A 23,864-nucleotide genomic window follows, 5' to 3' on the forward strand; every position below is an offset into this window, starting at 1 on the left:
GTGATCAATGTGCGACGGCCATGTTTGCCGCGTCTGCACCTTCTTCGTACCAGGGCGCCTGCAGGCCGTTTGCGTACATTTCCTGCAAGACTGCCCCAAGCGCCAGATCCAGGCACCAGACTGGAAACTCCGCCTCGAGATTTTTGGCGCTTTGCCGCGCATAGGTGATGAGCCGGGCGATCGATGCCAGTTCCTTGAGCGAATCCGGATCCTGGTTCGTTGCCTCCATCGAAAATGCTGCCGTCATTTTATACCCTCTGTTGCCCATTCCGGCTTCGGACGAGTTGAGTCCTGCCAGGAACATGAGCGAACGTTAACGAATGTTTCGCAGCTTTGCGCGTGACACACGGCGTGACACGATGTTTGATTGTGATCAGAATTTGTGATTGCAATTTGCGGCTAGTACAACGAGCCGGTTTGAAACCACAGCGCGAGAGAGCGAATCCTGATATTCGCCGAACGAGCGAGTGTGGCTACAGAAGATGCAGGGACTTGGAGATTGCCCTGTGACCGAGCCGGCGCTTGCGGTTTCCGGCCGGATTCTCAAGCTGCGGCACTACGATCTTTGCGACGGCGAAGGGCAGGGAGCAAGCTGCCAGCGGTATCGCGATCGCGGAACCGATAGCTGCGTCGCGCAATCGATCTATCGTCAGTTGCAGCAAGGCATTGGCGCCTTTTGGCAGCGCGAGGTTGGCTCTCGTCGCCTGCTTCGGATCGGCATCGAAGCAGTTCCGGATGCTCTCCGGCAGCGCGCGCGTGAAACTTTCCGGATGGATATCGTCACGGCCGCCGCTGATGAAGGTAAGCCTGGACTGTGCCGCTTCGGTTACGGCGCGGATTGCCGCGCGCAGCCGAGATGGATGCGCGCCACTGCCGAGCGTGACATCGAAATAGCGGTAGGTGCGCCCCGGCGTGCCAATGTCGGCAGGGCCGATCAAGGCGACGACGACGGGGATGGCGATATCGCTGGTGATGTCGAAAAGGCGCAATGTCAGCCCAGCTGACTCAATCTTCTCCGTCAATTGGTCCAGAATCGGATCGTTCAGGGATGCCGGATCCAGACAAGCGTCGATACGCTGCCTCGGCGAGGAGACCTCCCATAGCACCAAGGCGTCCCGCTCGATGCGTTCCAGCAAGCCGTGCAGGATAGCCTCGGTGAGATTGTTGCCGGATGCCAGCCCGTCGGATGATTGCCAGAAGCGTGGATCGCGAATGGTGCGATCGAGCGTGACAGCCTGGAAAGGAAGCCAGACCGCCTGCCCGCCGATGAGATCATGGCCTTGGGTCCAGGCAAGCTCTTCGTCATCGGCGATATCGGACTGCCCGCCGGCGATGAGCGTGGGGAGCGCATCGCTGCGATGCCCCTGGGCTTCAAGGCGAGCGCGGCTGGTGACCAGGCTTGCGAGTGCCGGTTCGCCAGCCGTGGCGCGTTCAAGCGCTTCCATTGCAGCCGAAACCTTGGCTTCGACATCGGTGATGCCCTTGCCATTGTGGATGACGATCGATCGCGCATTCGGGCTGACGGCTTGCCAGACCGGGATGCCGACCTTGTCGAGACCTGTGAGGCGGGAGAGACGGGTGATGCCGTGCGTCGCAAGATGCGGTTCGATCCGCCCAAGAGTTTCTTCGGCTGAACAGACGCGATCGGAATAGGTGGAGGCGGATGGGAAAGAAGCGGTCTGATCTGAATGCCCGGCAAGGAACTCGGCAAGGGAATGATCCGCAATCATCACTACCATCCGGGCCAAATCATTGATCGACGAAGAAAATTCGGGTGGCAGCCCTGCAAAGCCGGCTGCCATCCCCAGGCATTATTGTTCTGGACCCGCCGATTGTCGATCAACGACAATAGCTACAGGTGGCGAACATACGAACATCGAAGCAATCGTCAGCCGGCGCCGGTGATTGCCTCTATCCTGCTCGATAAAGCAGGCAAAACGTCAGTTGCGAAGGCCTATCGAGGCATCCGTCGCACGCGGCACGTGGCCTGTGAGCGGCTCGGAGCCATTCGCCAGTGACTTGATCAGGGTCAGTACAGACTGACGCACGCTTGGGTCGGTGATCTTCATGAACGCCTTGTTGAGGCTCAAGCCTTCCTTGGACGTCAGGAATTCCGACAGGTCCTCAAGGCCGTTGATCGCGCCCAAACCGTCTGTGTTCAGCGGCTGCGAATTGTCTTGCTGGAAGAAAAAGGCAACCGGTACAGCCAGAACATTGGCTATGGCCTGCAATCGGCTGGCGCCAATGCGATTGGTGCCCTTCTCGTATTTCTGCACCTGTTGAAACGTAACGCCGATCTGTTCGGCAAGTCGTTCCTGGCTCATGCCAAGCATAAGCCGCCGCGTGCGCACGCGTGAACCGACATAGGCATCAATCGGATTCGGTACTTTTGCACTCACTGCGCAATCTCCTTGTCAATAGGGGGCCCCCAGTGGATGCCACCCCACTTGTGCCACTCCAGGGTAAGTGACACGTGCTCAGTCTGCCCGCACAATGTGTGTGAAATATGAGTAAAATTCAACTAAAAGTCTTTTTTCTGTAATGTTTTGTAACCCCACCATCAGCATAAACGGCAGAAAAGCCGATTCGCGTCAATGAGGATTGAACACCGATGACGGTTTGCAATTGTAAACCGGGCATAGGGGATTATCCCGCGTCGGAACATAGGCGCGTGCGGCATAGCCGGATATGCCGCATTGCGGGGTGTCGGAGACATAACGATCATAAAGAACGAGGCGGCCATTTTGCGCGGGATAGCGCAGGATCACGGCACGTTCGCCAGCGATCAGCTGTTGTACCGCAGCGCAACTCTTGCTCAGGGACTCATAGCGGGAGATCGCCGATGCCGGCCCGGCGATCATGATCGCTGTTAGAATCAAGGCTACGGCTGCAATCCTCATGGATCGTCCCCCTGGCGAAAATCATGATCTCCAGTTTAGCCGCAATACGGGAAATGCCAAGACCAAGCCGCCTATCGTTGCAAAGTGGTCCGGCCTGGCGCCAAAGAAATAAAATCACAATGTCGCCTTATTCGATCGGGCACTGAAAGCTTACTGAAAGCTTACCCGCGTTAGGTTTGCCCCGCTTCGTGGAGGAAGCGCAATTTTCTGCGGCGCTTTACGGCGCAAGCATTCAAACAGGAGGAGACATTGATGCGTTCATCGCGCGCGCTTTTTCACACCGTAGCCCTTTCCCTCGTCATTTCAGCTGCTTCCTTTGCAGCCACGGCAGCCAATGCCGCCGACAAGATCTCCATCATGGTGGGCGGCTACGAAAAGCAGATCTATCTGCCGGCCAAGCTTGCCGAATCCCTCGGTTACTTCAAGGATGAAGGCCTCGAGGTCGAGCTTCTGAACGAATCCGCCGGTGTCGATGCCGAAAATCAGCTGCTGGCCGGTGCCGTTCAGGGCGTCGTCGGTTTTTATGATCACTGTGTCGACCTGCAGGCCAAGGGCAAGTTCATCAAGTCCGTCGTGCAGTTCAGCCAGGCGCCTGGCGAAGTAGAGCTGGTTTCGACCAAGCACCCGGAAATCAAGTCCTTCGCGGATATGAAGGGCAAGAGCGTCGGCGTGACCGGCCTCGGTTCGTCCACGAACTTCCTGACGCTCTACATGGCATCGAAGGCCGGGCTTTCGCCGGCTGACGTGACCCCGGTTCCGGTCGGCGCCGGCCAGACCTTCATCGCCGCCATGCAGCAGGATGCCATCCAGGCCGGTATGACCACCGAGCCGACGATCTCGCGCCTCCTGAAGACGGGCGAAGCCAAGGTCCTCGTCGATCTGCGTACGCTCAAGGGCACGGAAGACGCTCTTGGCGGCACCTATCCGGCCGCATCTCTCTACATGGATGCCGCATGGGTCGACGCCCATAAGGAAGAGGTGCAGAAGCTGGCGAACGCCTTCGTCAAGACGATGCGCTTCATCCACACGCACTCCGCTGCCGAGATTGCCGACAAGATGCCGAAGGATTTCTACGTTGGCGACAAGGACGGCTACATCAAGGCTCTCGACGCCGGCAAGGAAATGTTCACGGCCGATGGCGTGATGCCTGAAGATGGTCCGAAGACGGTTCTCGCCGTGCTCTCCGCCTTCTCCAAGAACGTCAAGGGCAAGACGATCGACCTGTCGAAGACCTACACGACGGAATTCGTCAAGAACGTCAAATAAGCAGTCACAGCGCCGCTTCCGACCTCTGTTGGAAGCGGCAGTTCAGCGGGCTTTGCGTGCATGCCCTAAGGCACGTGTGAGGGATCAGCACCATGCAACAGGATGGACGCCGGACACCGGCGATCGAGCTCATCAATGTCAGCCGCCGTTTCGTATCCCCGACCGGCAAGTCACTGACGGCGCTGCGCGATTTCAACATGACCGTCGAACGCGGCGAGTTCGTCGCCGTTGTCGGACCGACAGGCTGTGGCAAGTCGACGACACTCAACCTCGTCACCGGCCTTGCCAAGCCGAGCGCCGGCGAAGTCCGCCTGATGGGTGGCCCGGTCAACGGCATCGACCCGCGTGTCGGTTTCGCCTTCCAGACGGATGCGCTCTTCCCCTGGAAGAACGTCATCGAAAACGTCATGGCCGGCCCGCTGTTTCGCGGCAAGTCGAAGGCCGAGGCCGAAAAGAGCGCCAAGGACTGGCTCGCCCGCGTCGGCCTGACGAAATTCCTGCATCACTATCCGCATCAGCTCTCGGGCGGCATGCGCAAGCGCGTGTCGCTGGCGCAGACCTTCATCAACGAGCCGGAAATCCTCTTGATGGACGAGCCCTTCTCGGCGCTCGACGTGCAGACCCGTACGGTCATGCATGAGGAGCTCCTGAAGCTCTGGGCCGAACGGCAGGCGTCCGTCGTATTCGTCACCCACGATCTCGAAGAGGCCGTTGCACTGGCCGACAAGGTCTATGTTCTCACAGCCGGCCCTGCCACGGTGAAATCGGTCTACACGATCGATCTCCCGCGCCCGCGCGTCGTCTCCGAGATTCGCTACGAGCAGAACTTCATCGATTATTGCAAGACGATCTGGGACGACCTTCGCGAAGAAGTCGAAACCAGCTATCGCCGTGCCGCAGAAGCGGCATAAGGGAGGATTGATCATGGCAAACACAGCCCTTGAAGCAGGCAATGCGCCGATCTTTCGTGCCGGCACCTCGGATGCGGAAATCGAAGCGGCCGCGATGAAGGCAATGACACGCCGCAAATACGTCGTGCTGTTCTGGCAGATCGCCATTCTCGCCGCCATCCTCGGCCTCTGGCAGGTCGCCTCGGATCTACACTGGATCGACCCGTTCTTCTATTCCAGCCCGTATGGTATCGCGCTGCGTCTGTGGGAATGGATCACCGAAGGCACCGAGAGCGGCTCGCTCTGGTACCATCTCGGCGTCACCATGGAAGAAGCGCTGATCGGCTTTATCATCGGCTCGGTGGCCGGCGTTCTGGTCGGTGTCGCGCTTGGCCGCAACCGGCTCGCTTCGGATATTCTGTCGATCTACATCAAGGCGATCAATTCGATCCCGCGCGTCGTTCTCGCGCCGATCTTCGTGATGATCATGGGCCTTGGCCTGCCCTCCAAGGTGGCGCTCGCCTTCATCATGGTGTTCTTCGTCGTGTTCGCCAACGCCTTCCAGGGTGTGCGCGAGGCCGACCGCAACATGATCGCCAATGCCCGCATTCTCGGCGCCTCGAACTGGCAGGTCACCCGCAACGTCATCCTGCCATCGGCGATGAGCTGGATCTTCGCCAGCCTGCACGTCTCGTTCTCGTTCGCCATCATCGGCGCGATCGTCGGCGAGTTCGTCGGTTCGCTGGCCGGTATCGGCTACCTGATCTCGATCGCCAAGGGCACGTACGACGCCGCCGGTCTTTATGCTGCGATCATCCTGGTGATGGTTGTGACGCTCGGCGCCGAATACGTGATGACGCTCATCGAAAACCACATCACCCGGTGGCGTCCCCAGCAGAGCCTCGACATGCACTAGGCCACCACATTTCCAGCGCCTCCCAAGGCCGGGCCGGGCATCTTGCCCGGCCTTTTTTGTTGTATGTGATGGCTCACACAGCCGGCAGCCGCACGCTCACCAGCAGCCCACCGCCCGCTGCGTCACCGAGCGTGACGGAACCGCCGGCGCCGTCGACGACTTCTCGGACGATGGCAAGCCCGAGGCCGCTGCCTTCAGGCTCGGTGCCGATGATGCGATAGAAGCGCTCGAACACTTGCGGGCGCTCGGCTTCGGGGATGCCCGGTCCATTGTCTTCAACCCATAGCAGGGCGGTATCGTCTTCCCGCCCGACGCCAACCGTCACGCGGCCGCCCGGTTGCGTGTAGCGCAGGGCATTGTCGACGAGGTTTACCAGCATTTCGCGCAGCATGGTGCCATCGCCCTCGACGTGCACGGACGTATCGTCGGCTTCCAGCCCGAGGTCGATGTTGCGCCGCAGGGCCTCTTCGGCGAGATTTTCCAAAACCTGTCTGGCGGTATCAGCAAGATCGATCGTGTCGTTTCGCGGCCGGCGGCTGCCGGGTTCGGCGCGCGAAAGCGTGAGGAGCTGGCTTGCGAGCCGGGTGACCTGCCAGGTGCTTGAGCGCAAAGCGGACAGAGCCTCGTCACGCCGGCCATTATCGGTCTCGCGCGCCGCGACGCTTGCCTGTGTCGAGATGAGGGCAAGCGGGGTGCGCAGCTGATGGGCGGCGTTCGAGACGAAGCGGCGTTGTGCGGCCATCTGGTTCTGCACGCGCTCCATGTGATCGTTGAGGGCATGGACGAGCGGCCTAAGCTCGTTCTGCACCATGTTTGGATCCAACGGATCCAGGCGCTGGCGGCCGCGCTCGCGGACGGCGTCGCGTAGCCTTAGCACCGGGGCAAGGCCGCGTTGCAAGCCGATGATGGTGACCAGGCCGGCGAGCAGGACGAGAACGAGTTGTTTGGAGAAATCCGACAGCCACAGCTTGCGGCGCATGGCATGCTGACTGTTGTGGCTGACGGCAACAACCACGGACACGGTGCCGTCTTGGCCAAGGCCGACCACCGGATGGTTGAGCATCAGGACGCGCATTCCGTCGGTGCGAAAAATGGTGTCCTCGCCGACCTGTTCCCGCTTCGGATGCGGCAGATCGGGGTAACCGGCGACGAGGCTCCCCCATGCGGTGATCACCTGATAGAAGACGCGGTCGCCATAGCCCGTATCGAACATCTCCAGCGCCGCGGGAGGGATATCGATCTGCACGGTGCCGCTGCCGTCGACATGGGTAGCTTCAGCGATGACGCGAGCCGAGGCGAGCAGGGTACGATCGGTGACGAGATCGGCGGTGGCGTCGGCGGATCGGAAGCTGAGATAGAGATTGATGCAGATCGCTCCGATCAGCGTCAGCACGACCCAGGCAAGCAATTGCGCCCGAAGGCTGTTGGTCAGCGCGCCGATAGCGCGGCTGAACAGCCCTTTCGGTGCGGGAGCGGCATCATTGTGCATGGCGGAGGAGATAGCCGAGGCCCCGCAGCGTCGCGATCTGCACGGTGCTGCCTTCAAGTTTCTTGCGGACGCGATGGACGTAGATTTCGATGGCACTGGTATCGGCGAGATCATCGAAGCCGAAGACGCTTTCCGACAGCGTCGTCTTGGTTACGGTCGTGCCTGCCTTCATGATGAGGTGTTCGAGCACGGAATGTTCGCGCGGCGTCAAGGCCAGGGCTTCGCCGGCCAGATAGAATTGCCGGGTTCCGCCATCAAACAAGAGGTCGCCGATGGCGATCTCCGGCGCGGCATGATCATGGCCGCGGCGCATGGCGGCGCGGATGCGCGCTTCGAGTTCGGCGATCTCGAAAGGTTTGGCGAGATAGTCGTCGGCACCGCTGTCGAGGCCGGCGATGCGGCCATCGAGGCTGGCATTGGCGGTGAGGATGATCACCGGCACCTTGTTGCCGCTCTGCCGCAGGCGCTTCAACACGGTCAATCCGTCCATTTTCGGCAGCGACAGATCCAGGATGACCAGGGCATAGGCCGCGACCTTCAGCATATGTTCGGCGTCCTCGCCGTCATAGGCGATGTCGACGACATATTGCGCCTGGCGCAGCGCCTTGCCGAGCCAGGAGGCCAGTTCGCGATTGTCTTCGACGATCAGGATCCTCATGGCGCAACTATACAGCAAGTGCCGGATATGGCGAGTATTTCCCATGTTTGCCGGGGTTGGGATTCATGCCTTGCCGAGCCTCAATCCCATTTCCCGCACCTCGCGCAAATAGACCTTGCGGGCATATGGCGGGGTCAGATTGTGGTCGGCCTCGGGAATGATGGTGAGGCGGATGTCCGGAAAATGTTTCAGGCCGCTGCCATCCTCGCCGAACTGCTCGTGGAGATGATCGAGGCCGATATCGCGAGCACTGTAGATCAAGGACATGTCGACCCCGCGCTTGGCGAGCGCGCGAAAGCCGCTGATGACAGGCCCTTGTACGCCGGCGAGGAAGGGAAAGACGCCGAGCAATTGGCGGGTCGAACGTATCACGCGGCGGCCCAATACGGTGGCGAGGTTGCGCAAGGCGCTCTTCGCGTCGATCTGGCCGCCAAAGAGCCGTTTTAACGTTTCCAGCTGCAGGAGTTTCCGCCCGTAGGTTTCAAGCGATCGCGGTGCATAACGCAAGGCTTCGTCAACCGACCGGCTTTCGTCCCAGGAAAAGCTGTAGGGGTTGACGGTGATGAGCCCCTGGCATCTGATATCGCGCTGGGCCGCCTGGAAGGCAAGATAGCCGCCGCTGCAGCGGCCGACGATGAAGGCCGGCAAAAGTTTGCGCGCCTCCAGCAGGTCGAGGGCTTCTGCGACATCGAGGTGCTGTTCGCGGGAATAGAGCACCTGTTCCGGCGCGCCGGGAAGCGGCGGGCTATCGCCGACATTGGCGTTGTCAAAACGCAGCGAGGCAATGCCGTCGCGGGCAAGAGCGCGCGCCATGCTGACCGACATTCGCCCCCAACCCGCATGCCGATCATAGGCCGTCGTTAATAGCAGCGCGGTTGCTCCGGTGCGTTCGCCTTCTGGTTCGCAGAGAATGCCGAAGATGCGCTCGCCTTTGCCGAAGCGTACTGGCGTCTCGCGAAACCCGTCGCCGACGAGAGGTTCCGCAATCGGCGTTTCGGAGTTGATTGATGCGGCTTTGTTCGACTGGGCGGCAATCGACCCAGCCCATTCCACGATCCTGTTGCCCGTGACTGTCGGCATGATGGCGACCGTCGGGTTGGACACCAGTTCGTCATAGCCCTCATATGTCCCGCACTCGACATGCGGGGCCAATGTCTCGAGATGGCGGGCGAAGTCCGTATCTGCGGGGCGGCCGGGCCGTGTGAGTACGAGGCAATTCGGTGTGTTAAGCCGCGTAAGGGCAGTCAGATTGAGCTTTTTGACTGCGTCGGCAACGGTATCCGGCATGCGCAGGCTGGCGACGGTAACACCTTCCGTCTGACGTTGCGCTTCTTCCAGGCCCATGCCTTCGTCGATCATCTTCGCCCACATCGTCAGCTCGCGAAGATAGGCACGGCCCGAGATGATGGGTGCTAGAAAGGCAATGCCGTCGACATCTGGAAGCCGTTCGGCCAATGTTGCGGCAATGGTGCCGCCGAGGCCCTGGGTGATGAGGATCAACCGTTCGCAGCCGGAGAGCGACTTCAGCCTGGCAGCGGCAGCGAGCGCCGTCTCTTGCCAGAGCGTCAGTCCCTCGCCCTCGTCGGCGACGTCAAGTGCATCGCCGGTGCCGGCATAGTCGAAACGCAGGCTGGCTATGCCGATAGCCGCCAGATCTTCCGCCAGGATTCGCCAGAATTTGCGGACGCACATTTCCTCGAAGCCCCAGGGGCTGAGGAACAGGGCGGCGGTGTCTGTCGATGGCGTGGCGGCGGCCATGAATAGCCCGACCGTACCTGAAAAGGTCACCGGCATTGCTGCTGATTTTAGGTCTCTTGTTTCATTCGCATCTGCGGCGGCTCCCCAACCAGCCATGGCGTTTCTCCTCACATGCGACGCGGCGCCAGTAACGCCAAGGCCTGAATAGCAATTGGATTGATACGGGCGGGCAATCGCCCCGCGATTTTCTGCAGAACGTCGATGTCCTCGACAGGCACGGCTTTCAGCAGTCTGAGAGCGATGCCATAGGCGAGGCCGCCGGCAATGATGGCGCCCACGAGGCCGGCGACGCCGGGCAGTGCCTGAACGAAGCCATAGGCGGCTGCCGCGCAAAGAATGGCTGCGATCGTCACCTTGGCTAGATTGATCATCATACCACGCGTCGAGCCTTCGAATTCCATGCGGCGCACCATCAGAAGGCACATGACGGTGACGGTCAGAAGGCGCACCAGCGCGGCGCCTTCGCCGCCGTAAAAGGGCACAGCGACCAGGCAGCCAACGACCATGACGACACTGGCGATGACACCGATGATGGTGCGTTCGCGCACGCGGTCCAGCGAATAGAGATATTGCGTGCATATCTGCATGAAGACATAGGGTGCTGCGGTCAGCGACAGCAGCGCCACCATGCCGCCGCTCGGCGCGAAAGGTTGACCGAAGATCATCACGACAAGTTCGGGCGCGATTGCCGCAAGACCGAAGCTCATCGGCAAGGTGATGTAGGCGAGGCTGCGCGCCACGCCGGCAAAGACCTCGACCGGCAGCTTGTCCGATGCGCGTGCATGCATCTGTTCGGAATAATAGGGCAGCAGGCTGCCGCTCAATTGCACCGGCAGCTGTAGCGCCAGATTGGCAAGCGACAGGCCAACGGCATAAAAGCCGACAGCCTCGATACCCCAGTAACGCTGCAGGAACAGAAGCTCGATGCGATTGAGAAAGATGGAGCTGTTGATGAGCTCGATCGAGAGAATGAGCGATGAGCTGACGAGAGCGGAAAGGCCGACGCCGCAGCTGTTCCTTCGGGCAATCGCGATCTTGAGCGTCGCGACGAACATCGGCAGCTGGCCGATGGCATAGCCGGCAAGGGCACCGCTGACGCCGAAGAAGATCGCTCCGACGAGCACGGTAACGAGCTGCAATGCGGAGCTTATCACCGTGAGGCGCAGGAATGCGCCGACTTGCTGCTCGCCGATCAGGTAATTCTTGCTGTAGGCGCCGAGCGACTGCAGAACGAAAAATATGCCGGTGATGGCGATGACGGCGGAGGCGTCGCCGGCCCAATGCAATCGCTCCGTATCCCAATAATAGGCGGTATAGCCGACGAGCAGGATTACGGTTGCCAGAATAGTCGGCTGCAGGAGATAGGCGGCAAAGCCCAGTCGCTCTTCTGTCGAATAACCGCGTCCTTTTAATTGCGGCAGGATGCGCAGCAGGGTCACGCCGGCGCCGAGTTCGGCGATGAGCGCGCCCGTCGTTGTCAGCCAGAGCGAGAAGGCGATGATGCCGTTGGCTTCCGGGCCAAGCAGACGGGCGGCAATGATCGAACAGGCAAAGCCGGTCGCAAGCAGGGTCAATCCCGCCGCCGCGTTCAATACCGAATTTGCCATAATGCTCTTCGTCATGAAGATAGACCGTTCCTCAATTCGCCGAGACTCAATGCACATGTCGGCTCTTCATGGGGATAGCGTCAGCTCTATTTCATATGCCTTAATATTTAGGGCTTAATGCTGCTGTAAGTTCACTTTTTACTTCGGCTAATATTCATTCCTTCTGATGTTGGCCGCCCCGGAGCTTGTCGGGAGGGTTTCATTGTTCAGCCTCATCGTCTGCACGGTCGATCGCTTCGATCAGCTCGAGCGTCTGTTCCGGTCGCTCGTCGCACAGTGTTACCGCGATTTCGAGGTGATCGTCGTCGACCAGAATGCGGATGATCGGCTGAGCGGGCTCATCGACGGTTTTTCTCCTCATTTCGCCATCCGGCATATTCGGTCGCCCAAAGGCCTTTCGCGGGCGCGCAACAACGGCATGGCGGTGGCCACAGGCGATTATGTCTGCTTTCCCGACGATGACTGTTGGTACGAGGCCGATACGCTTGCCGATGCCGCGGCGCTGTTTGCCGCGCATTCCGAGCTTGCGATCGTTACCGGCCGCACACTCGATGCCGATGGGCTCGCCTCCGTCAGCCCGACCGGCGAGACGCGGCTTGCGCTGACGCGCTGGAACTATCTGAAATGCGGCAATTCCAACGGTATCTTCGTACGCCGCGCCGCGCTCGCTGAAATCGGCGGTTTCGATGAAGACCTCGGTGTCGGCTCGCAATCACCCTTCCAGAGCGGCGAAGAGGCGGATTTTCTGCTGCGCGCGCTTGCCGCCGGCAAGCAGGCAATGTTCTTCCCGGAACTGATCGTCCATCACGATCAGGTCACCAGCGAATATGGTCCGCGGCAGGTGGAGCGGGCGCGCAAATATGGCCGCGGCTTCGGCGCCTTGATGCGCAAGCAGGCCTTCCCGTCTTATTATGTCGGCTATCGGTTGTTCCGGCCCGTTGCCGGGTGGCTTGCAGCCCTGGCGCGTTTCAATTTCGATGCGGCGCGCTACAAGCGCGCCTGGCTTCTGGGCATTCTGGAAGGTTATGCGGCCTGGCCGCGCTGGCGCAAAAGCTGAGGCGATTTGCCCTTCGGCGTCAAGGTTTCGGCATAGACATCCATGTAGCGCTGGGCGACCTCATCCCATGCATAGGCACGGGCATCGTGCAGCAATTCCTGCCTCAGGGTCAGATCATCGGCCTGAAGGCGCTCGAAAGCTGCGGTCAGCGTATCGGCGGCCGCTTCCGGATCGGAGAAGTCGGAAAGCATGAGCGCGGGATGGGTTTCGGCCATCGCCTTGTAGGCTTCGTTCGTGTGCAGCACCGGCAACAGCCCTGCGCTCATCGCCTCGATCGCCACCAGGCCGAAGCCCTCATATTCCGAGGCGGAAGCGAAGAGCGAGGCGCGGGCGATGATGTTGCGGATCGAGCCGTCATCGATCGACACGTGTAGGGAGACGTTGCGTTCGAGGTTGCGAGCGGCGATTTCGCTCTCCAGCGTTGGCTTATCGAGATCCGATACGGCACCGATAATATCGAGATGCCATTCGGCATCGCGGGCTGCCAGCACCTTCATGACATCGAGCATGCGGTCCAGCCGCTTGTTGACCGAGAAACGGCCGATGGTGACGATGCGGCGGCGCGCTTCCAATGCGGCGCAATTGGCGAACTTGCCGACATCGGCGCCGTTCTCGATGAGACGGACACGGCTTTCGGCAATATTGGAAAAGAGCCGTGCGTCCGACTGGCTGCAGCAGATGAGATAGTTGTAGCCGAGTGCTGAAAGCCGCGTTGCGGTATTGAACCAGATCTTCTTGATGACGGCATATTTGGGCGTGTGGAAGAAGCCGCCATGCGTGGTGGCGACCATGGGGCGCCCATGCATCAGCTTGCCCCAGGCCAGCGCGTCGAAGAAGAAATCGATGGCATGGACATGCACCAGATCGGCGTCGGCTACATGGCGGAACGCCTGGGGTGCGACCGGATAGCGGCTGGAGCCGGACCAGGGGATACGCACGATCTCGATGCCGTCGATGGTTTCGTTTGCCGCCAGTTCGCGGCCCGGATCGGAAAACAGCGTGTTGCAGGTGACGACGCGCACGCGATAGCCGCGGGTGACCAGCTGCCGGCAGAGATTGGCGACGACATCTTCCAGGCCGCCCTTGTTCGGCAGGAACTGGCGCACGATGTGCACGATCAGTGGTCCCGCCTGCTTGCTTGCCTGAATATCCGCAACAGCCGATGTCATCGATCCACCCTCGACCCCTATGCCGCGCCAGGCGCCGGCAATCCGGCGCTGCAGCGCGCCGCCCGTTGATCAGTCGCCAAAGCAGATCACCCGGGCGGTTAAAAAGGGCTTAATCGAGGGTCGAAAGCCGAGCGGCTTTAGGCAAGAGGGTTAATATCAGGGCGATTTTTGAACCCGGATTCAGCCGCAATAAATGCCAGGTCTCTTAAAACGCCTGGAACGTCAGCGTCGTCAGGGAGCGGACGATGCCGGGGATCTTGGCGATGTTGTCGTTGATGAAGATGCCGATATCCTGCTCTTCCTTGATATAGACCTTCAGCAGCAGGTCGTATTCGCCGCTGGTGGAATAGAGTTCCGAAACCAGCTCCGTCTGGTAGATCGCGTCGGCGACTTCGTAGGTCCTGCCGGGAGCGCATTGGAGCTGAACGAAAATGGGCTTCATGAGATTGTCCTGCTTCTGACCGCAGCCGCGATGGCGACGTGCTTTTATCTGCGGCCACGATGGCGGCCGGCATTTTCTCTATAATGGCCGAAAGCGCCATGACCATGCAAGTTTTTCTCCAGAGCGGATGATTTCAGGTCTGTTCCACTTGAAATCTGAAGCCGCTCCGGAACCAAGGAAGTGGAGCATGATGTCGTCCGAAAACCGGTTACACTTTTGGGCATCATGCTCTGTCCACCGGATGTCGTTCTTGCCGCTTCCGCAAAGGCAGGCGTGGCGCTAGATTAGCGCGATTGCCTTCGTCGAATGGACCGATTTCATGCTGAATGACCCACGCTCCCACGGTCTTTGGGAAAAGACTGCCCCGCTGCCGCCGGCGACATTGCCGCTTTCCGGCGATGTCCATGCCGATGTGGTGATCGTGGGGGGTGGCTACACCGGCTTATCGGCGGCGCTGCATCTTGCCGAAGCGGGTAGCAACGTCGTGTTGCTCGAGGCCAATGAGATCGGTTTCGGCGGAGCCGGGCGCAATGTCGGCCTGATCAATGCCGGCATGTGGGTGATGCCCGACGATCTTCCGGGAGAGCTTGGCGCCGTTCACGGCGAGCGGCTTCTTGACCTTCTCGGCAATGGGCCGAAACTTGTCATGGAGCTGATCGACAAGCACGACATTGCCTGCGAGCTGGAGCGCAATGGCACGCTGCATTGCGCCGTCGGGCCGGAGGGCATGAAAGAGATCGAGGAGCGGGCTCGCCAGTGGAGCAAGCGCGGCGCACCGGTTACGGTGCTGGACGCGCGGGAAACTGAGCGCCGGGTCGGCAGCTCCGCCTATGCCGGAGCTCTGCTCGACATGCGCGCCGGCACATTGCAGCCGCTTGCCTATGCGCGCGGCCTGGCGCATGCGGTAGTGAAAGCCGGCGTTGCCGTTCACACCGGCAGCCGCGTGACTTCTACGGAAAGAAACGGCGCGAAATGGGTGGTTTCGACCGATGGCGGCAAGGTCACCGCCGACTGGATCGTCGTTGCGACGGATGCCTATAGCACCGGTCCGTGGGAACAGGTGCGAAACGAGCAGGTGCATCTTCCCTATTTCAATTTTGCCACCGTGCCGCTCGGCGATAACTTGCGTAAATCCGTCCTGCCTGGCCGCGAGGGGGCTTGGGACACCAAGGAAGTCTTGTCATCCTTCCGTATGGATCAGGCCGGCCGGCTCGTCTTCGGCAGCGTCGGGGCGCTGCGCAATACCGGCCTTGCGATCCATAAGAGCTGGGCCCGGCGTTCCCTCAAAAAGCTCTTTCCGCAGCTTGGGGATATTCCCTTTGAATGCGAATGGTACGGCAAGATCGGCATGACCGACAATGCGCTGCCGCGCTTCCACAAGCTGGCGCAGAATGTCGTCGGCTTTTCCGGCTATAATGGCCGCGGCATTGCGCCGGGCACCGTGTTCGGCAAGGTGCTTGCCGGGCACATCCTCGGGCAGATTTCCGAGGCCGATCTGCCGCTGCCGGTGACCGACGTCGTCGAGCCGAGCTTCAGGGCGGCGAAGGAAATCTGGTACGAGGCCGGTGCCCAGGCTGCGCATTTCGTCGGCGCTAGGGTCTAGAGCAATTCCAGGAAAGGTGCGTAGCGGTTTTCCGTCCGGAATTGCGTAAAGCAAAGAGATAAAACCACAAGAACCTACCATCACAGGAAGAGGAAACGAGATGACCGCGACATCAGATCTTGCTGCCGAGACTAAGGCGATCTTGACGGAACTCGGCGTTTCAACCGATCGCTATACGGGCGGTACGCTCGCCGTTACCTCTCCGGTGACCGGGGCAGAGATCGGCCGGCTCAGGGAGCATTCGGCTGGTGAGGCGAAGGCTGCTATCGACAGGGCGCACGATGCGTTCCTCGCGTGGCGTGATGTGCCGGCGCCGAAGCGCGGCGAGCTGATCCGTCTGCTCGGCGAGGAGCTGCGTGCCGGCAAGGCGGCGCTTGGCCGCCTGGTTTCCGTCGAAGTGGGCAAAATCACCTCCGAAGGTCTCGGTGAAGTACAGGAGATGATCGACATCTGCGATTTCGCCGTCGGTCTCTCGCGCCAGCTTTACGGCCTGACCATCGCCACGGAGCGCTCCGAACACCGGATGATGGAAAGCTGGCATCCGCTGGGTGCGGTCGGCATCATCTCGGCTTTCAACTTCCCCGTTGCCGTCTGGTCGTGGAATGCGGCACTTGCCATCGTTTGCGGCAATTCCACCATCTGGAAGCCTTCGGAAAAGACGCCGCTGACGGCGCTTGCCGTGCAGGCCCTGTTCGAAAAGGCATTGAAGCGCTACGTCGCCGAGGGCGGCGAGGCGCCGGCCAATCTCTCGACTCTTCTGATCGGCGGACGCGATCTCGGCGAGCTGTTGGTCGATCACCGCCAAGTGCCGTTGGTGTCGGCGACTGGCTCCACAGCCATGGGCCGCGCCGTCGGTCCGCGTCTCGCCGGCCGTTTCGCTCGCGCCATCCTCGAACTCGGCGGCAACAATGCCGCCATTGTCTGCCCGTCGGCCGATCTCGACCTGACCTTGCGCGGCGTCGCCTTCTCGGCCATGGGCACCGCCGGCCAGCGCTGCACGACGCTGCGGCGGCTCTTCGTTCACGACAGCGTCTATGACCAGCTGGTGCCGCGCCTACGGAAGGCCTATGGCTCGGTGACGATCGGCAATCCGCTGGAGCCGGGAACGCTTGTTGGCCCACTGATCGACAAGCAGGCCTTCGACCGCATGCAGGCGGCGCTTAGCGCTGCAAAGGCGGCTGGCGGCAAGATCACGGGCGGCGATCGCGTCGAAAATGGTTCTGCCGGCGCCTTCTATGTTCGCCCGGCGCTGGTCGAAATGTCCGAGCAGACTGGCCCGGTGGAGCAGGAGACCTTCGCGCCGATCCTCTATGTGATGAAATATAGCGACTTCAATCAGGCGCTGGCGCTGCATAATGCCGTGCCGCAAGGCCTCTCGTCCTCGATCTTCACCAATGACATGCGCGAGGCTGAGACTTTCGTTTCGTCGCGCGGCTCCGATTGCGGCATCGCCAATGTCAATCTTGGCCCCTCCGGCGCCGAAATCGGCGGCGCTTTCGGCGGTGAGAAGGAAACGGGCGGCGGGCGCGAATCCGGGTCGGACGCCTGGAAGGCCTATATGCGCAGGGCGACCAACACCATCAATTACGGCCGCACCCTGCCGCTGGCGCAGGGCGTCAAGTTCGACGTTGAATAGCTGATATTTTGCTGCATTGCGGTGAAGGGAACGAAGGCGTAGAACGTCTTCGTTCCCTTTGCGTTTTCAAGGTCTCGCTCCATGCAACTGTCGCTCGCCGAAGCCGAAACGCTGGTCGTGGAGGCGCTGCAGCGCAGCAGGGTGAGTGCTGACAATGCGCGCTCGGTGGCCGTCGCACTCGTGGCGGCGGAAGCTGCCGGGCAGGGTGGTCATGGTCTGCGTCGCGTTCTGGCCTATGCCGGGCAGGCCAAGGCCGGCAAGACCGATGGTTTCGCCGTGCCGCAGTTGGGCCGGCCCTTTCCCGCCGTGCTGCGCATCGATGCCGGCAATGGCTATGCCTATCCGGCGCTCGATCTAGCCGTTTCAGCACTTCCCGATATCGCTCGCGAACAGGGGATCGCGCTTGCCGCCATCAGCCGCTCGCATCATGCCGGTGTCATGGGCCTTACGGTGGAGCGTTTCGCCGATCAGGGACTAGTGGCGCTGATGGTTGCCAATGCACCGGCGTCGATGGCGCCCTGGGGCGGCAAGACGCCGGTCTTCGGCACCAACCCCGTTGCGTTTGCAGCACCGCTGCCGGATGACGACCCGATCGTGATCGACCTTGCGCTATCGAAAGTGGCGCGCGGCAAGGTGATGGCGGCGCGGCAGAAGGGTGCTCCCATCCCCGCCGACTGGGCTTTCGACCGCGAGGGAAGGCCGACCACCGATGCCGAGGAGGCGCTGGCTGGCACCATGATCCCGGCCGGCGATTCGAAAGGGGCGGCGCTGGCGCTGATGGTGGAAATTCTGGCTGCCGGCCTCACCGGTGCCAACTATTCCTTCGAATCTTCTTCGCTCTTCGACGACAGGGGCGCCCCGCCGGCACTCGGCCACACGATCATCGCCATCAACCCGGCTGCAATGAGCGCTGCTAATTCGGCAGAGCGGCTAGCGTTGCTGGCAAGCGAGATTAGCCGCGATCCGAATGTGCGTTTGCCCGGCCGGCGCGGTCAGACTTCGCGGCGAGAAGCAATTGCCAATGGGATTGTGGTCGAGGACGAAGTGATCGAGGCGATTAAGGGGCTTTGAGGTGTCGAAGATGATAATCGGGTGAGTTAGTTTTTGCTGGGCTTTCACGCACAGCCCCTCACCCCAGCCCGCTCCCCGCAATGCGGGGCGAGGGAGTTACCACGTCAGACAGTGGTTGATGTGCGAGGAGGATCGTTGCTTGGCTCTATCGTCCCCTCGCCCCGCCTGCGGGGAGAGGGCTAGGGTGAGGGGCCAGGCACATCGCTGCAATGTTCACGCGATGGCGGGCGTTGCCTGTTTCTCATCGAGCCAGCCACCGGTGAAGCCTGCGCGTTCCAGGCCGTGGCGAAGGATCGGCGATTGGCGCATCAGGTTCCAGATCATGCCGGTGCGGGCATTTTCGATCATCATGACGAGCAGGCCCTGGTCGATGGCGACTGAGCGGTCGTCGACCCAGCCTTCCGGGCCAGGACCCTTGACGCTCGGATTGAAGCCGCCGGGAAAACGACCGTCGAGCAGCAGGTTGGGATAGGTTTCCAGCAGCGCCTTCGTGCCGTCGAGCGCGGCCTGGCGGTCGAAGGGCAGGCAGGAGAGTGGCCCCCAGGGCGCGATCGTGCCGTCGTCAGGTCCAAGCGGTGCGCCGCGGGCGGCATAGCCGAAGACTTTCGGGCTATATCGCTGGCTATGCTTCGTGCCGGTCGGGTTGGGACCGTCGCAGGCCGAGAGGCCCCAGATATCCTTCCCATAGCCAACGAAATGGCCGGGATTGCGCTCCGTATAGTCGCGCTGCACCGAGATTGCTGTCTGGGTGTTGCGGAAATAATCGATGCCCTTGTCAGCGACATGCTTGTCGCTGATGCCGCGGAAATCGATCCAGGCATGCGAGAACAGATGGATGAACAGCGGCCCTGCATAGAGGAACGGCGTATCCTTGAACATCATCCAGGTATAGGTCGATGCGAAGGCGTCGTAGCTCGAAGGCGGGATGGCATGCGTGGGCGAGGCCAGCGCCATGACATAGAGGAAGATCGCCTCGTCATAGCCCTGATAGCGCCAGCGCAGGAAGCCGCTTCCCGGCTTCCAGCCCATGCTGATCGTCGGTCCCTTGTTCAGGGCCCAATGCCAATCGCAGCGCTCGTAGAGAAATTTCGCTTGTTTGCGGAGATCCTGCTCAGCCTGGCTATTGCCGTCGAAATAGGCCGCAGCCGTCAAGACGCCGAGCAGAAGCAGGCCGGTGTCGATCGTCGACAGCTCACTGTTCCAGGCGCGCTTGCCGGTCTCCATGTAGAGGAAGTGGTAATAGAAGCCGCGATGGCCGGTGGCGCCGCGTTCGGTGCCCTGCTGGCTGTCGGCGAAGAAGTCGAGCGTGGTCAGCACGCGCTGGGCGGCATCGGCTCGGCTGATCCACCCGCGCTCGACGGCGACCGGATAGCTCGACAGCGCAAAGCCAACGGCGGCAATGCTGCAGTGGCTTGTCTTGATCGAGGTATCGGCGACCAGCCCGTTTTCGGGGTTGGTGTGAAGCATGAAATAATCGAATGCGGAACGTTGCAGTCGATCGATCAAGGCGTCGTCAGTTTCGTTTACCTGCTGCAGCATCTTCTATCCATCTCCTCGATGCTCCCATCGCCTGCTGAACATGGGAGCTTGGATAGTTGCAAATCAAACATGATTAACAATGCCATACTTTTATGGAGGATTCTTTAATATCAGCGGGTTGTGGGAGCGGTCATCCCCAACCCAGAGGGCCAAAAATGCCGTTTGCAGGCGAATTTCTATCATATAGGGCATCAAGCACGCGTTGCTCGGCCCCATTCGTTAACGAGAAAGGCATGTGTTGCGCGGGTGATTCGGGGGCTGAAACAGCCTAGCAGAGTGCGGTTTCCAGCCTTTGCTTCAGCCGCTCCAATATTCTGCCGAAGACCGCTTCATCCCCAAGTGCTCTCGCGAGCATCAGCGCGCCCTGAATGCCGACGACCGCTTCTTCAGCGAGCGCCTGCGCTTCGGTGCTGACCAGGCCGGCTCTCATCAGCGCGCCGGCAAGCGCCTCGATCCAGCGCTGAAAATAGCCGCGGATGGCGTTCGAGAAGCGATCGCGCGTCTCGTCCAGTGCAAAAGCGCCGATCAGGCAGATGCGGCGACCGGAGCGGAAATACCTGTCTGCTGTCTCCCACATTGTGCGGATCGCAGCACGGGGTTCCCCTTCTTCGAGCGGCTTGAACATCTCAGTCACGAACCAGCCGTCGATATGGGCCATGATCTCGGCTGCCATCTGTTCCTTGCCGCCCGGAAAGAAGTGATAGAGGCTGCCTTTCGACAGTTTGGTGCGTGCCGTGATGTTGCTCATCGACGCGCCCTCATAGCCGAGTTCGCGAAAGACCTCGGCCACAAGGGCGATGGCATCGGGCTTTTCGAAGATGGTCCGCGGCATTTAGAGGCCGAGATCGGACAGGCTTGGATGATCGTCCGGGCGTCGGCCGAGCGGCCAATGGAACTTCCGGTCTTCTTCCCTGATCGGCATGTCGTTGATCGAGGCAAAGCGGCGCTGCATCAGGCCGTCGGCATCGAATTCCCAATTCTCGTTGCCGTAGGAGCGGAACCAGTGGCCGCTGTCATCGCGCCATTCATAGGCGAAGCGGACGGCGATGCGATTGCCCTCGAAGGCCCAGAGTTCTTTGATCAGCCGATAATCCAGCTCCCTTGCCCATTTGCGCGTCAGGAACTCGACGATCTCCTTGCGGCCGCGCGGGAATTCGGCGCGGTTTCGCCATTGGCTGTCTTCCGTATAGACCTTGGAGACACGATCGGGATCGCGGCTATTCCAGCCATCTTCGGCCATGCGGACCTTGGCGATGGCGGTTTCGAGCGTGAAAGGCGGGATAAGCGGCGTTGGCATGATGTGCTCCTTCTAAACCGATTGGTATTTAATAGACCAATCGGTTTAGAAGATCAAGCGGTCGGCTGTTGCATGGATACTGGCGTCAGCGTGCAAACTTCCTGGCACCCGCGACGCAGCCGACGACGGCGATGGTAACGACGAGCATAGACCAGCTGACGCTCTCCTTGAGCAGGAGTGCGGCAAGCGCGAAGCCGAAGAAGGGCTGCAGGAACTGCAATTGCCCGACGGCTGCGATGCCGCCCTGCGCCAGCCCGCGATACCAGAAGACGAAACCGATCAGCATGCTGAACAGCGAAACATAGGTAAGGCCAAGCCATGCCGGTTCGCCGATGCCGGCCATGGTGGGCGGCATGGTGGCGATGCAGAGTGCGATGGTGACAGGGAGGGACAGAACCAGCGCCCAGCAAATGACCTGCCAGCCGCCGAGCCGGCGCGACAGAACCGCACCTTCGGCATAGCCGAGCCCGCAGACAAGAACGGCTGCGAGCATCAGGAGATCGCCGACTGGCGAAGCCGAGACACCCTGCGCAAACGCGTAGCCGCTGACGAGCCCGCTGCCGATGGCCGAGAATATCCAGAAGGCCGGGCGTGGCCGTTCGCCGCCGCGCAGCACCCCGAAGATGGCGGTTGCAAGCGGCAGCAACCCGATGAAGACGATCGAATGGGCCGACGTGACATGCTTGAGCGCCAGCGCCGTCAACAGGGGAAAACCGATGACGCAGCCAAGCGCGACGATCGCGAGTGATGCGATGTCGCTGCGGGCAGGGCGCTTTTCGCGAAAGGCGAGCAACAGGCACAGGCCCAGCAGTCCGGCGATGACGGCCCGGGCGACGGTCAAAAATAGCGGGTCGAAATCCATCACGGCTACCCGCGTCGCCGGCAGCGACCCGCTGAAGATTACCACCCCGGTCATCCCGTAGATCCAGCCCGTTGTTGTCTTGTCCATTGCACATGCTCCTTCTTATCTTCGCTGGTATCGACGAGTTTGACGAGGCAAGCCATAGACAGTACAGTACAATTTGCATGAACTGTTATGGTTGTGGGTGCAGTATGGATGGATGGTCTGTCAGTAAAAAACATCGTCGGCGGCACGCGGATCGAAGGGGTCATGGCGGCGATCTCGGATCGGATCGCGGGCCGCAACCTGATGCCGGGGGCGCGGCTGCCGTCGGTGCGCAGCTTCGCCAAGACCATGCAAGTCTCGGTTTCCACCGTCGTCGAGGCGTATGAGCGGCTTGCCGCCGAGGGCGTCATCCGCTCTCGGCCGGGTTCGGGATTCTATGTCTGCGGCCCGTTGCCGCCGCTCTTGCTGTCCGAAACTGGGGCAAGATCGGATCTCAACGTCGATCCGCTATGGATCTCGCGGCAATCGCTCGAAGTTGGCGATGACATGCTGAAGCCCGGCTGCGGCTGGTTGCCGCCGTCATGGCTGCCACAGGCGGCCTTGCGTCGGGCGATGCGGACGCTGGCGCGCGGGGATGTGGGGGCGCTCGCCAATTATGGAACGCCGCTTGGCCTGCCGCCGTTGCGGCAGCTGCTCGCCAGACGTTTGGGCGAACACGGCATCGCCGCGCGTCCGGATCAGATCATGTTGACGGAGTCCGGCACGCAGGCCATCGATCTTCTCTGCCGCTTTCTGCTTGAGCCCGGCGATACCGTGCTGGTGGACGATCCCTGCTACTTCAATTTCCATGCACTGCTGCGCGCCCATCGCGTCAACGTCGTCTCCGTGCCTTTCACGCCGACGGGGCCGGATGTCGAGCTGTTCGGCCAGGCTTTGGAGCGGCACAGGCCGCGCCTCTATGTCACCAATTCCGCCATTCACAATCCGACGGGTGCGGCGCTTTCGCCCGCGACCGCACATCGGCTGCTGAAACTGGCCGAGGCTTCCGACCTGATCATCATCGAGGACGATATTTTTGCCGATTTCGAGGATGTCCCGGCGCCACGGCTAGCCGCCTATGACGGGCTCGACCGGGTGATCCATATCGGCAGCTTTTCGAAAACGCTCTCAGCCTCGATACGCTGCGGCTTCATTGCCGCCAGGCCGGACTGGATCGACGGGCTCGTCGATCTCAAGGTCGCCAGCAGCTTCAGCTGCGGGCAATTGTCGGCCGAACTCGTCTATCTCGCATTGAAGGATGGCAGCTATCGCAAGCACATCGAGGCGTTGCGGATGCGGCTTGCCAAGACCATGAATGAGGTGGCGGCGCGGCTGGAGGCCATCGGCATCGTTCCCTGGCTCAAACCACAGGCCGGCATGTTCCTTTGGTGCCGGCTGCCCGAGGGGCTGGATGCCGCAGATGTCGCGCGCGTCTGCCTTCCCGAGGGTATCATCGTTGCGCCCGGCAATGCCTTCAGCGTATCGGATACGGCAGGCCGTTTCATCCGCTTCAATGTCGCGCAATCCACAGATCCACGGATCTTCGACGTATTGGAAACAGCCATGCGCAGGCTGACGGCGGATCGTTTGGTGGACGGTGGCGCTGCAAACTAGAGACGGCACCGCTGGATATGAGCATCGACGCCGGCGGCGTGCCTGCCGGCAGATGCTCATATCGCA

General features: G+C 61.1%; 22 protein-coding genes. 8 read left to right on the forward strand and 14 right to left on the reverse strand.

Annotated elements, in window-relative coordinates:
- Positions 1–4: 4 nt before the first annotated feature.
- The 4 genes from ACQZ6F_RS19955 to ACQZ6F_RS19970 all read right to left on the reverse strand — a co-directional run bounded on the left by ACQZ6F_RS19955 (position 5) and on the right by ACQZ6F_RS19970 (position 2,900).
- The gene (locus ACQZ6F_RS19955; protein WP_077470789.1) at positions 5–247 is read right to left on the reverse strand and encodes a hypothetical protein; all 243 of its coding nucleotides are present in this window, start codon (positions 245–247) and stop codon (positions 5–7) included.
- 226 nt (positions 248–473) lie between these two features.
- Positions 474–1,730: a YcaO-like family protein gene (locus ACQZ6F_RS19960; protein ID WP_449093897.1), complete on the reverse strand. Its 1,257-nt coding sequence runs from the start codon at positions 1,728–1,730 to the stop codon at positions 474–476.
- 210 nt (positions 1,731–1,940) lie between these two features.
- Entirely contained in the window at positions 1,941–2,399 is a 459-nt protein-coding gene (locus ACQZ6F_RS19965; RefSeq protein ID WP_449093896.1) for a helix-turn-helix domain-containing protein, read from the reverse strand.
- A 192-nt stretch (positions 2,400–2,591) separates the two neighbouring features.
- Entirely contained in the window at positions 2,592–2,900 is a 309-nt protein-coding gene (locus tag ACQZ6F_RS19970) for a hypothetical protein (protein WP_077470786.1), read from the reverse strand.
- A 252-nt stretch (positions 2,901–3,152) separates the two neighbouring features.
- On the opposite strand from ACQZ6F_RS19970, the gene ACQZ6F_RS19975 reads away from it, so the two are divergent.
- The 3 genes from ACQZ6F_RS19975 (at position 3,153) to ACQZ6F_RS19985 (ending at position 5,972) form a co-directional block, all read left to right on the forward strand.
- Positions 3,153–4,166, forward strand: coding sequence for an ABC transporter substrate-binding protein (locus ACQZ6F_RS19975; RefSeq protein WP_077470785.1), 1,014 nt, complete (start codon positions 3,153–3,155; stop codon positions 4,164–4,166).
- Positions 4,167–4,258: 92 nt separating this feature from the next.
- On the forward strand, positions 4,259–5,077 hold the full coding sequence (locus tag ACQZ6F_RS19980; protein WP_068394552.1) for an ABC transporter ATP-binding protein: 819 nt from the start codon (positions 4,259–4,261) through the stop codon (positions 5,075–5,077).
- 13 nt (positions 5,078–5,090) lie between these two features.
- The gene (locus tag ACQZ6F_RS19985) at positions 5,091–5,972 is read left to right on the forward strand and encodes an ABC transporter permease (protein ID WP_449093895.1); all 882 of its coding nucleotides are present in this window, start codon (positions 5,091–5,093) and stop codon (positions 5,970–5,972) included.
- Positions 5,973–6,045: 73 nt separating this feature from the next.
- Here the strand turns inward: ACQZ6F_RS19985 and ACQZ6F_RS19990 are convergent, their stop codons facing one another.
- From ACQZ6F_RS19990 to ACQZ6F_RS20005, 4 genes are all read right to left on the reverse strand, one after another.
- Positions 6,046–7,461, reverse strand: coding sequence for a sensor histidine kinase (locus tag ACQZ6F_RS19990; protein WP_449093894.1), 1,416 nt, complete (start codon positions 7,459–7,461; stop codon positions 6,046–6,048).
- On the reverse strand, positions 7,451–8,119 hold the full coding sequence (locus ACQZ6F_RS19995) for a response regulator (protein ID WP_068394548.1): 669 nt from the start codon (positions 8,117–8,119) through the stop codon (positions 7,451–7,453). The genes ACQZ6F_RS19990 and ACQZ6F_RS19995 overlap by 11 nt, the downstream gene beginning before the upstream one ends.
- A 63-nt stretch (positions 8,120–8,182) precedes the next feature.
- A complete protein-coding gene (locus tag ACQZ6F_RS20000; protein ID WP_449093893.1) occupies positions 8,183–9,973 on the reverse strand; it encodes an alpha/beta fold hydrolase in 1,791 nt (596 codons plus the stop codon).
- An 11-nt stretch (positions 9,974–9,984) separates the two neighbouring features.
- Positions 9,985–11,499, reverse strand: coding sequence for a lipopolysaccharide biosynthesis protein (locus ACQZ6F_RS20005; RefSeq protein ID WP_449093892.1), 1,515 nt, complete (start codon positions 11,497–11,499; stop codon positions 9,985–9,987).
- A gap of 187 nt (positions 11,500–11,686) precedes the next feature.
- Between ACQZ6F_RS20005 and ACQZ6F_RS20010 the strand changes: the two genes are divergently transcribed.
- Positions 11,687–12,541 carry a glycosyltransferase family 2 protein gene (locus ACQZ6F_RS20010; protein ID WP_449093891.1) on the forward strand — a complete coding sequence of 285 codons (855 nt, stop codon included), beginning with the start codon at positions 11,687–11,689 and terminating at the stop codon, positions 12,539–12,541.
- Here ACQZ6F_RS20010 and ACQZ6F_RS20015 read toward each other — a convergent pair.
- Positions 12,508–13,710 (reverse strand): glycosyltransferase family 4 protein, encoded by a 1,203-nt coding sequence (locus tag ACQZ6F_RS20015; protein WP_449093890.1) that lies wholly within the window; start codon positions 13,708–13,710, stop codon positions 12,508–12,510. The genes ACQZ6F_RS20010 and ACQZ6F_RS20015 overlap by 34 nt on opposite strands.
- Before the next feature lie 205 nt (positions 13,711–13,915).
- Entirely contained in the window at positions 13,916–14,152 is a 237-nt protein-coding gene (locus ACQZ6F_RS20020) for an Lrp/AsnC ligand binding domain-containing protein (protein ID WP_034481504.1), read from the reverse strand.
- Between the two features lie 319 nt (positions 14,153–14,471).
- Between ACQZ6F_RS20020 and ACQZ6F_RS20025 the strand changes: the two genes are divergently transcribed.
- The 3 genes from ACQZ6F_RS20025 (at position 14,472) to ACQZ6F_RS20035 (ending at position 18,462) form a co-directional block, all read left to right on the forward strand.
- A complete protein-coding gene (locus tag ACQZ6F_RS20025) occupies positions 14,472–15,755 on the forward strand; it encodes an NAD(P)/FAD-dependent oxidoreductase (protein WP_449093889.1) in 1,284 nt (427 codons plus the stop codon).
- 100 nt (positions 15,756–15,855) lie between these two features.
- Positions 15,856–17,391 carry an L-piperidine-6-carboxylate dehydrogenase gene (gene amaB, locus ACQZ6F_RS20030; RefSeq protein ID WP_449093888.1) on the forward strand — a complete coding sequence of 512 codons (1,536 nt, stop codon included), beginning with the start codon at positions 15,856–15,858 and terminating at the stop codon, positions 17,389–17,391.
- Positions 17,392–17,472: 81 nt separating this feature from the next.
- Entirely contained in the window at positions 17,473–18,462 is a 990-nt protein-coding gene (locus tag ACQZ6F_RS20035) for an Ldh family oxidoreductase (protein WP_449093887.1), read from the forward strand.
- A gap of 213 nt (positions 18,463–18,675) precedes the next feature.
- Here ACQZ6F_RS20035 and ACQZ6F_RS20040 read toward each other — a convergent pair whose 3' ends face one another.
- The 4 genes from ACQZ6F_RS20040 to ACQZ6F_RS20055 form a co-directional block, all read right to left on the reverse strand.
- The gene (locus ACQZ6F_RS20040) at positions 18,676–20,001 is read right to left on the reverse strand and encodes a glucoamylase family protein (protein ID WP_449093886.1); all 1,326 of its coding nucleotides are present in this window, start codon (positions 19,999–20,001) and stop codon (positions 18,676–18,678) included.
- Positions 20,002–20,269: 268 nt separating this feature from the next.
- On the reverse strand, positions 20,270–20,833 hold the full coding sequence (locus ACQZ6F_RS20045; RefSeq protein ID WP_449093885.1) for a TetR/AcrR family transcriptional regulator: 564 nt from the start codon (positions 20,831–20,833) through the stop codon (positions 20,270–20,272).
- Positions 20,834–21,298 (reverse strand): nuclear transport factor 2 family protein, encoded by a 465-nt coding sequence (locus ACQZ6F_RS20050; RefSeq protein ID WP_077470773.1) that lies wholly within the window; start codon positions 21,296–21,298, stop codon positions 20,834–20,836.
- Positions 21,299–21,383: 85 nt separating this feature from the next.
- Positions 21,384–22,247 (reverse strand): DMT family transporter, encoded by an 864-nt coding sequence (locus ACQZ6F_RS20055; RefSeq protein ID WP_449093884.1) that lies wholly within the window; start codon positions 22,245–22,247, stop codon positions 21,384–21,386.
- Between the two features lie 108 nt (positions 22,248–22,355).
- Between ACQZ6F_RS20055 and ACQZ6F_RS20060 the strand changes: the two genes are divergently transcribed.
- Positions 22,356–23,798, forward strand: coding sequence for an aminotransferase-like domain-containing protein (locus ACQZ6F_RS20060; RefSeq protein ID WP_449093883.1), 1,443 nt, complete (start codon positions 22,356–22,358; stop codon positions 23,796–23,798).
- Positions 23,799–23,864 lie beyond the last annotated feature (66 nt).

The sequence above is a fragment of the Rhizobium sp. A22-96 genome, from assembly GCF_053521805.1.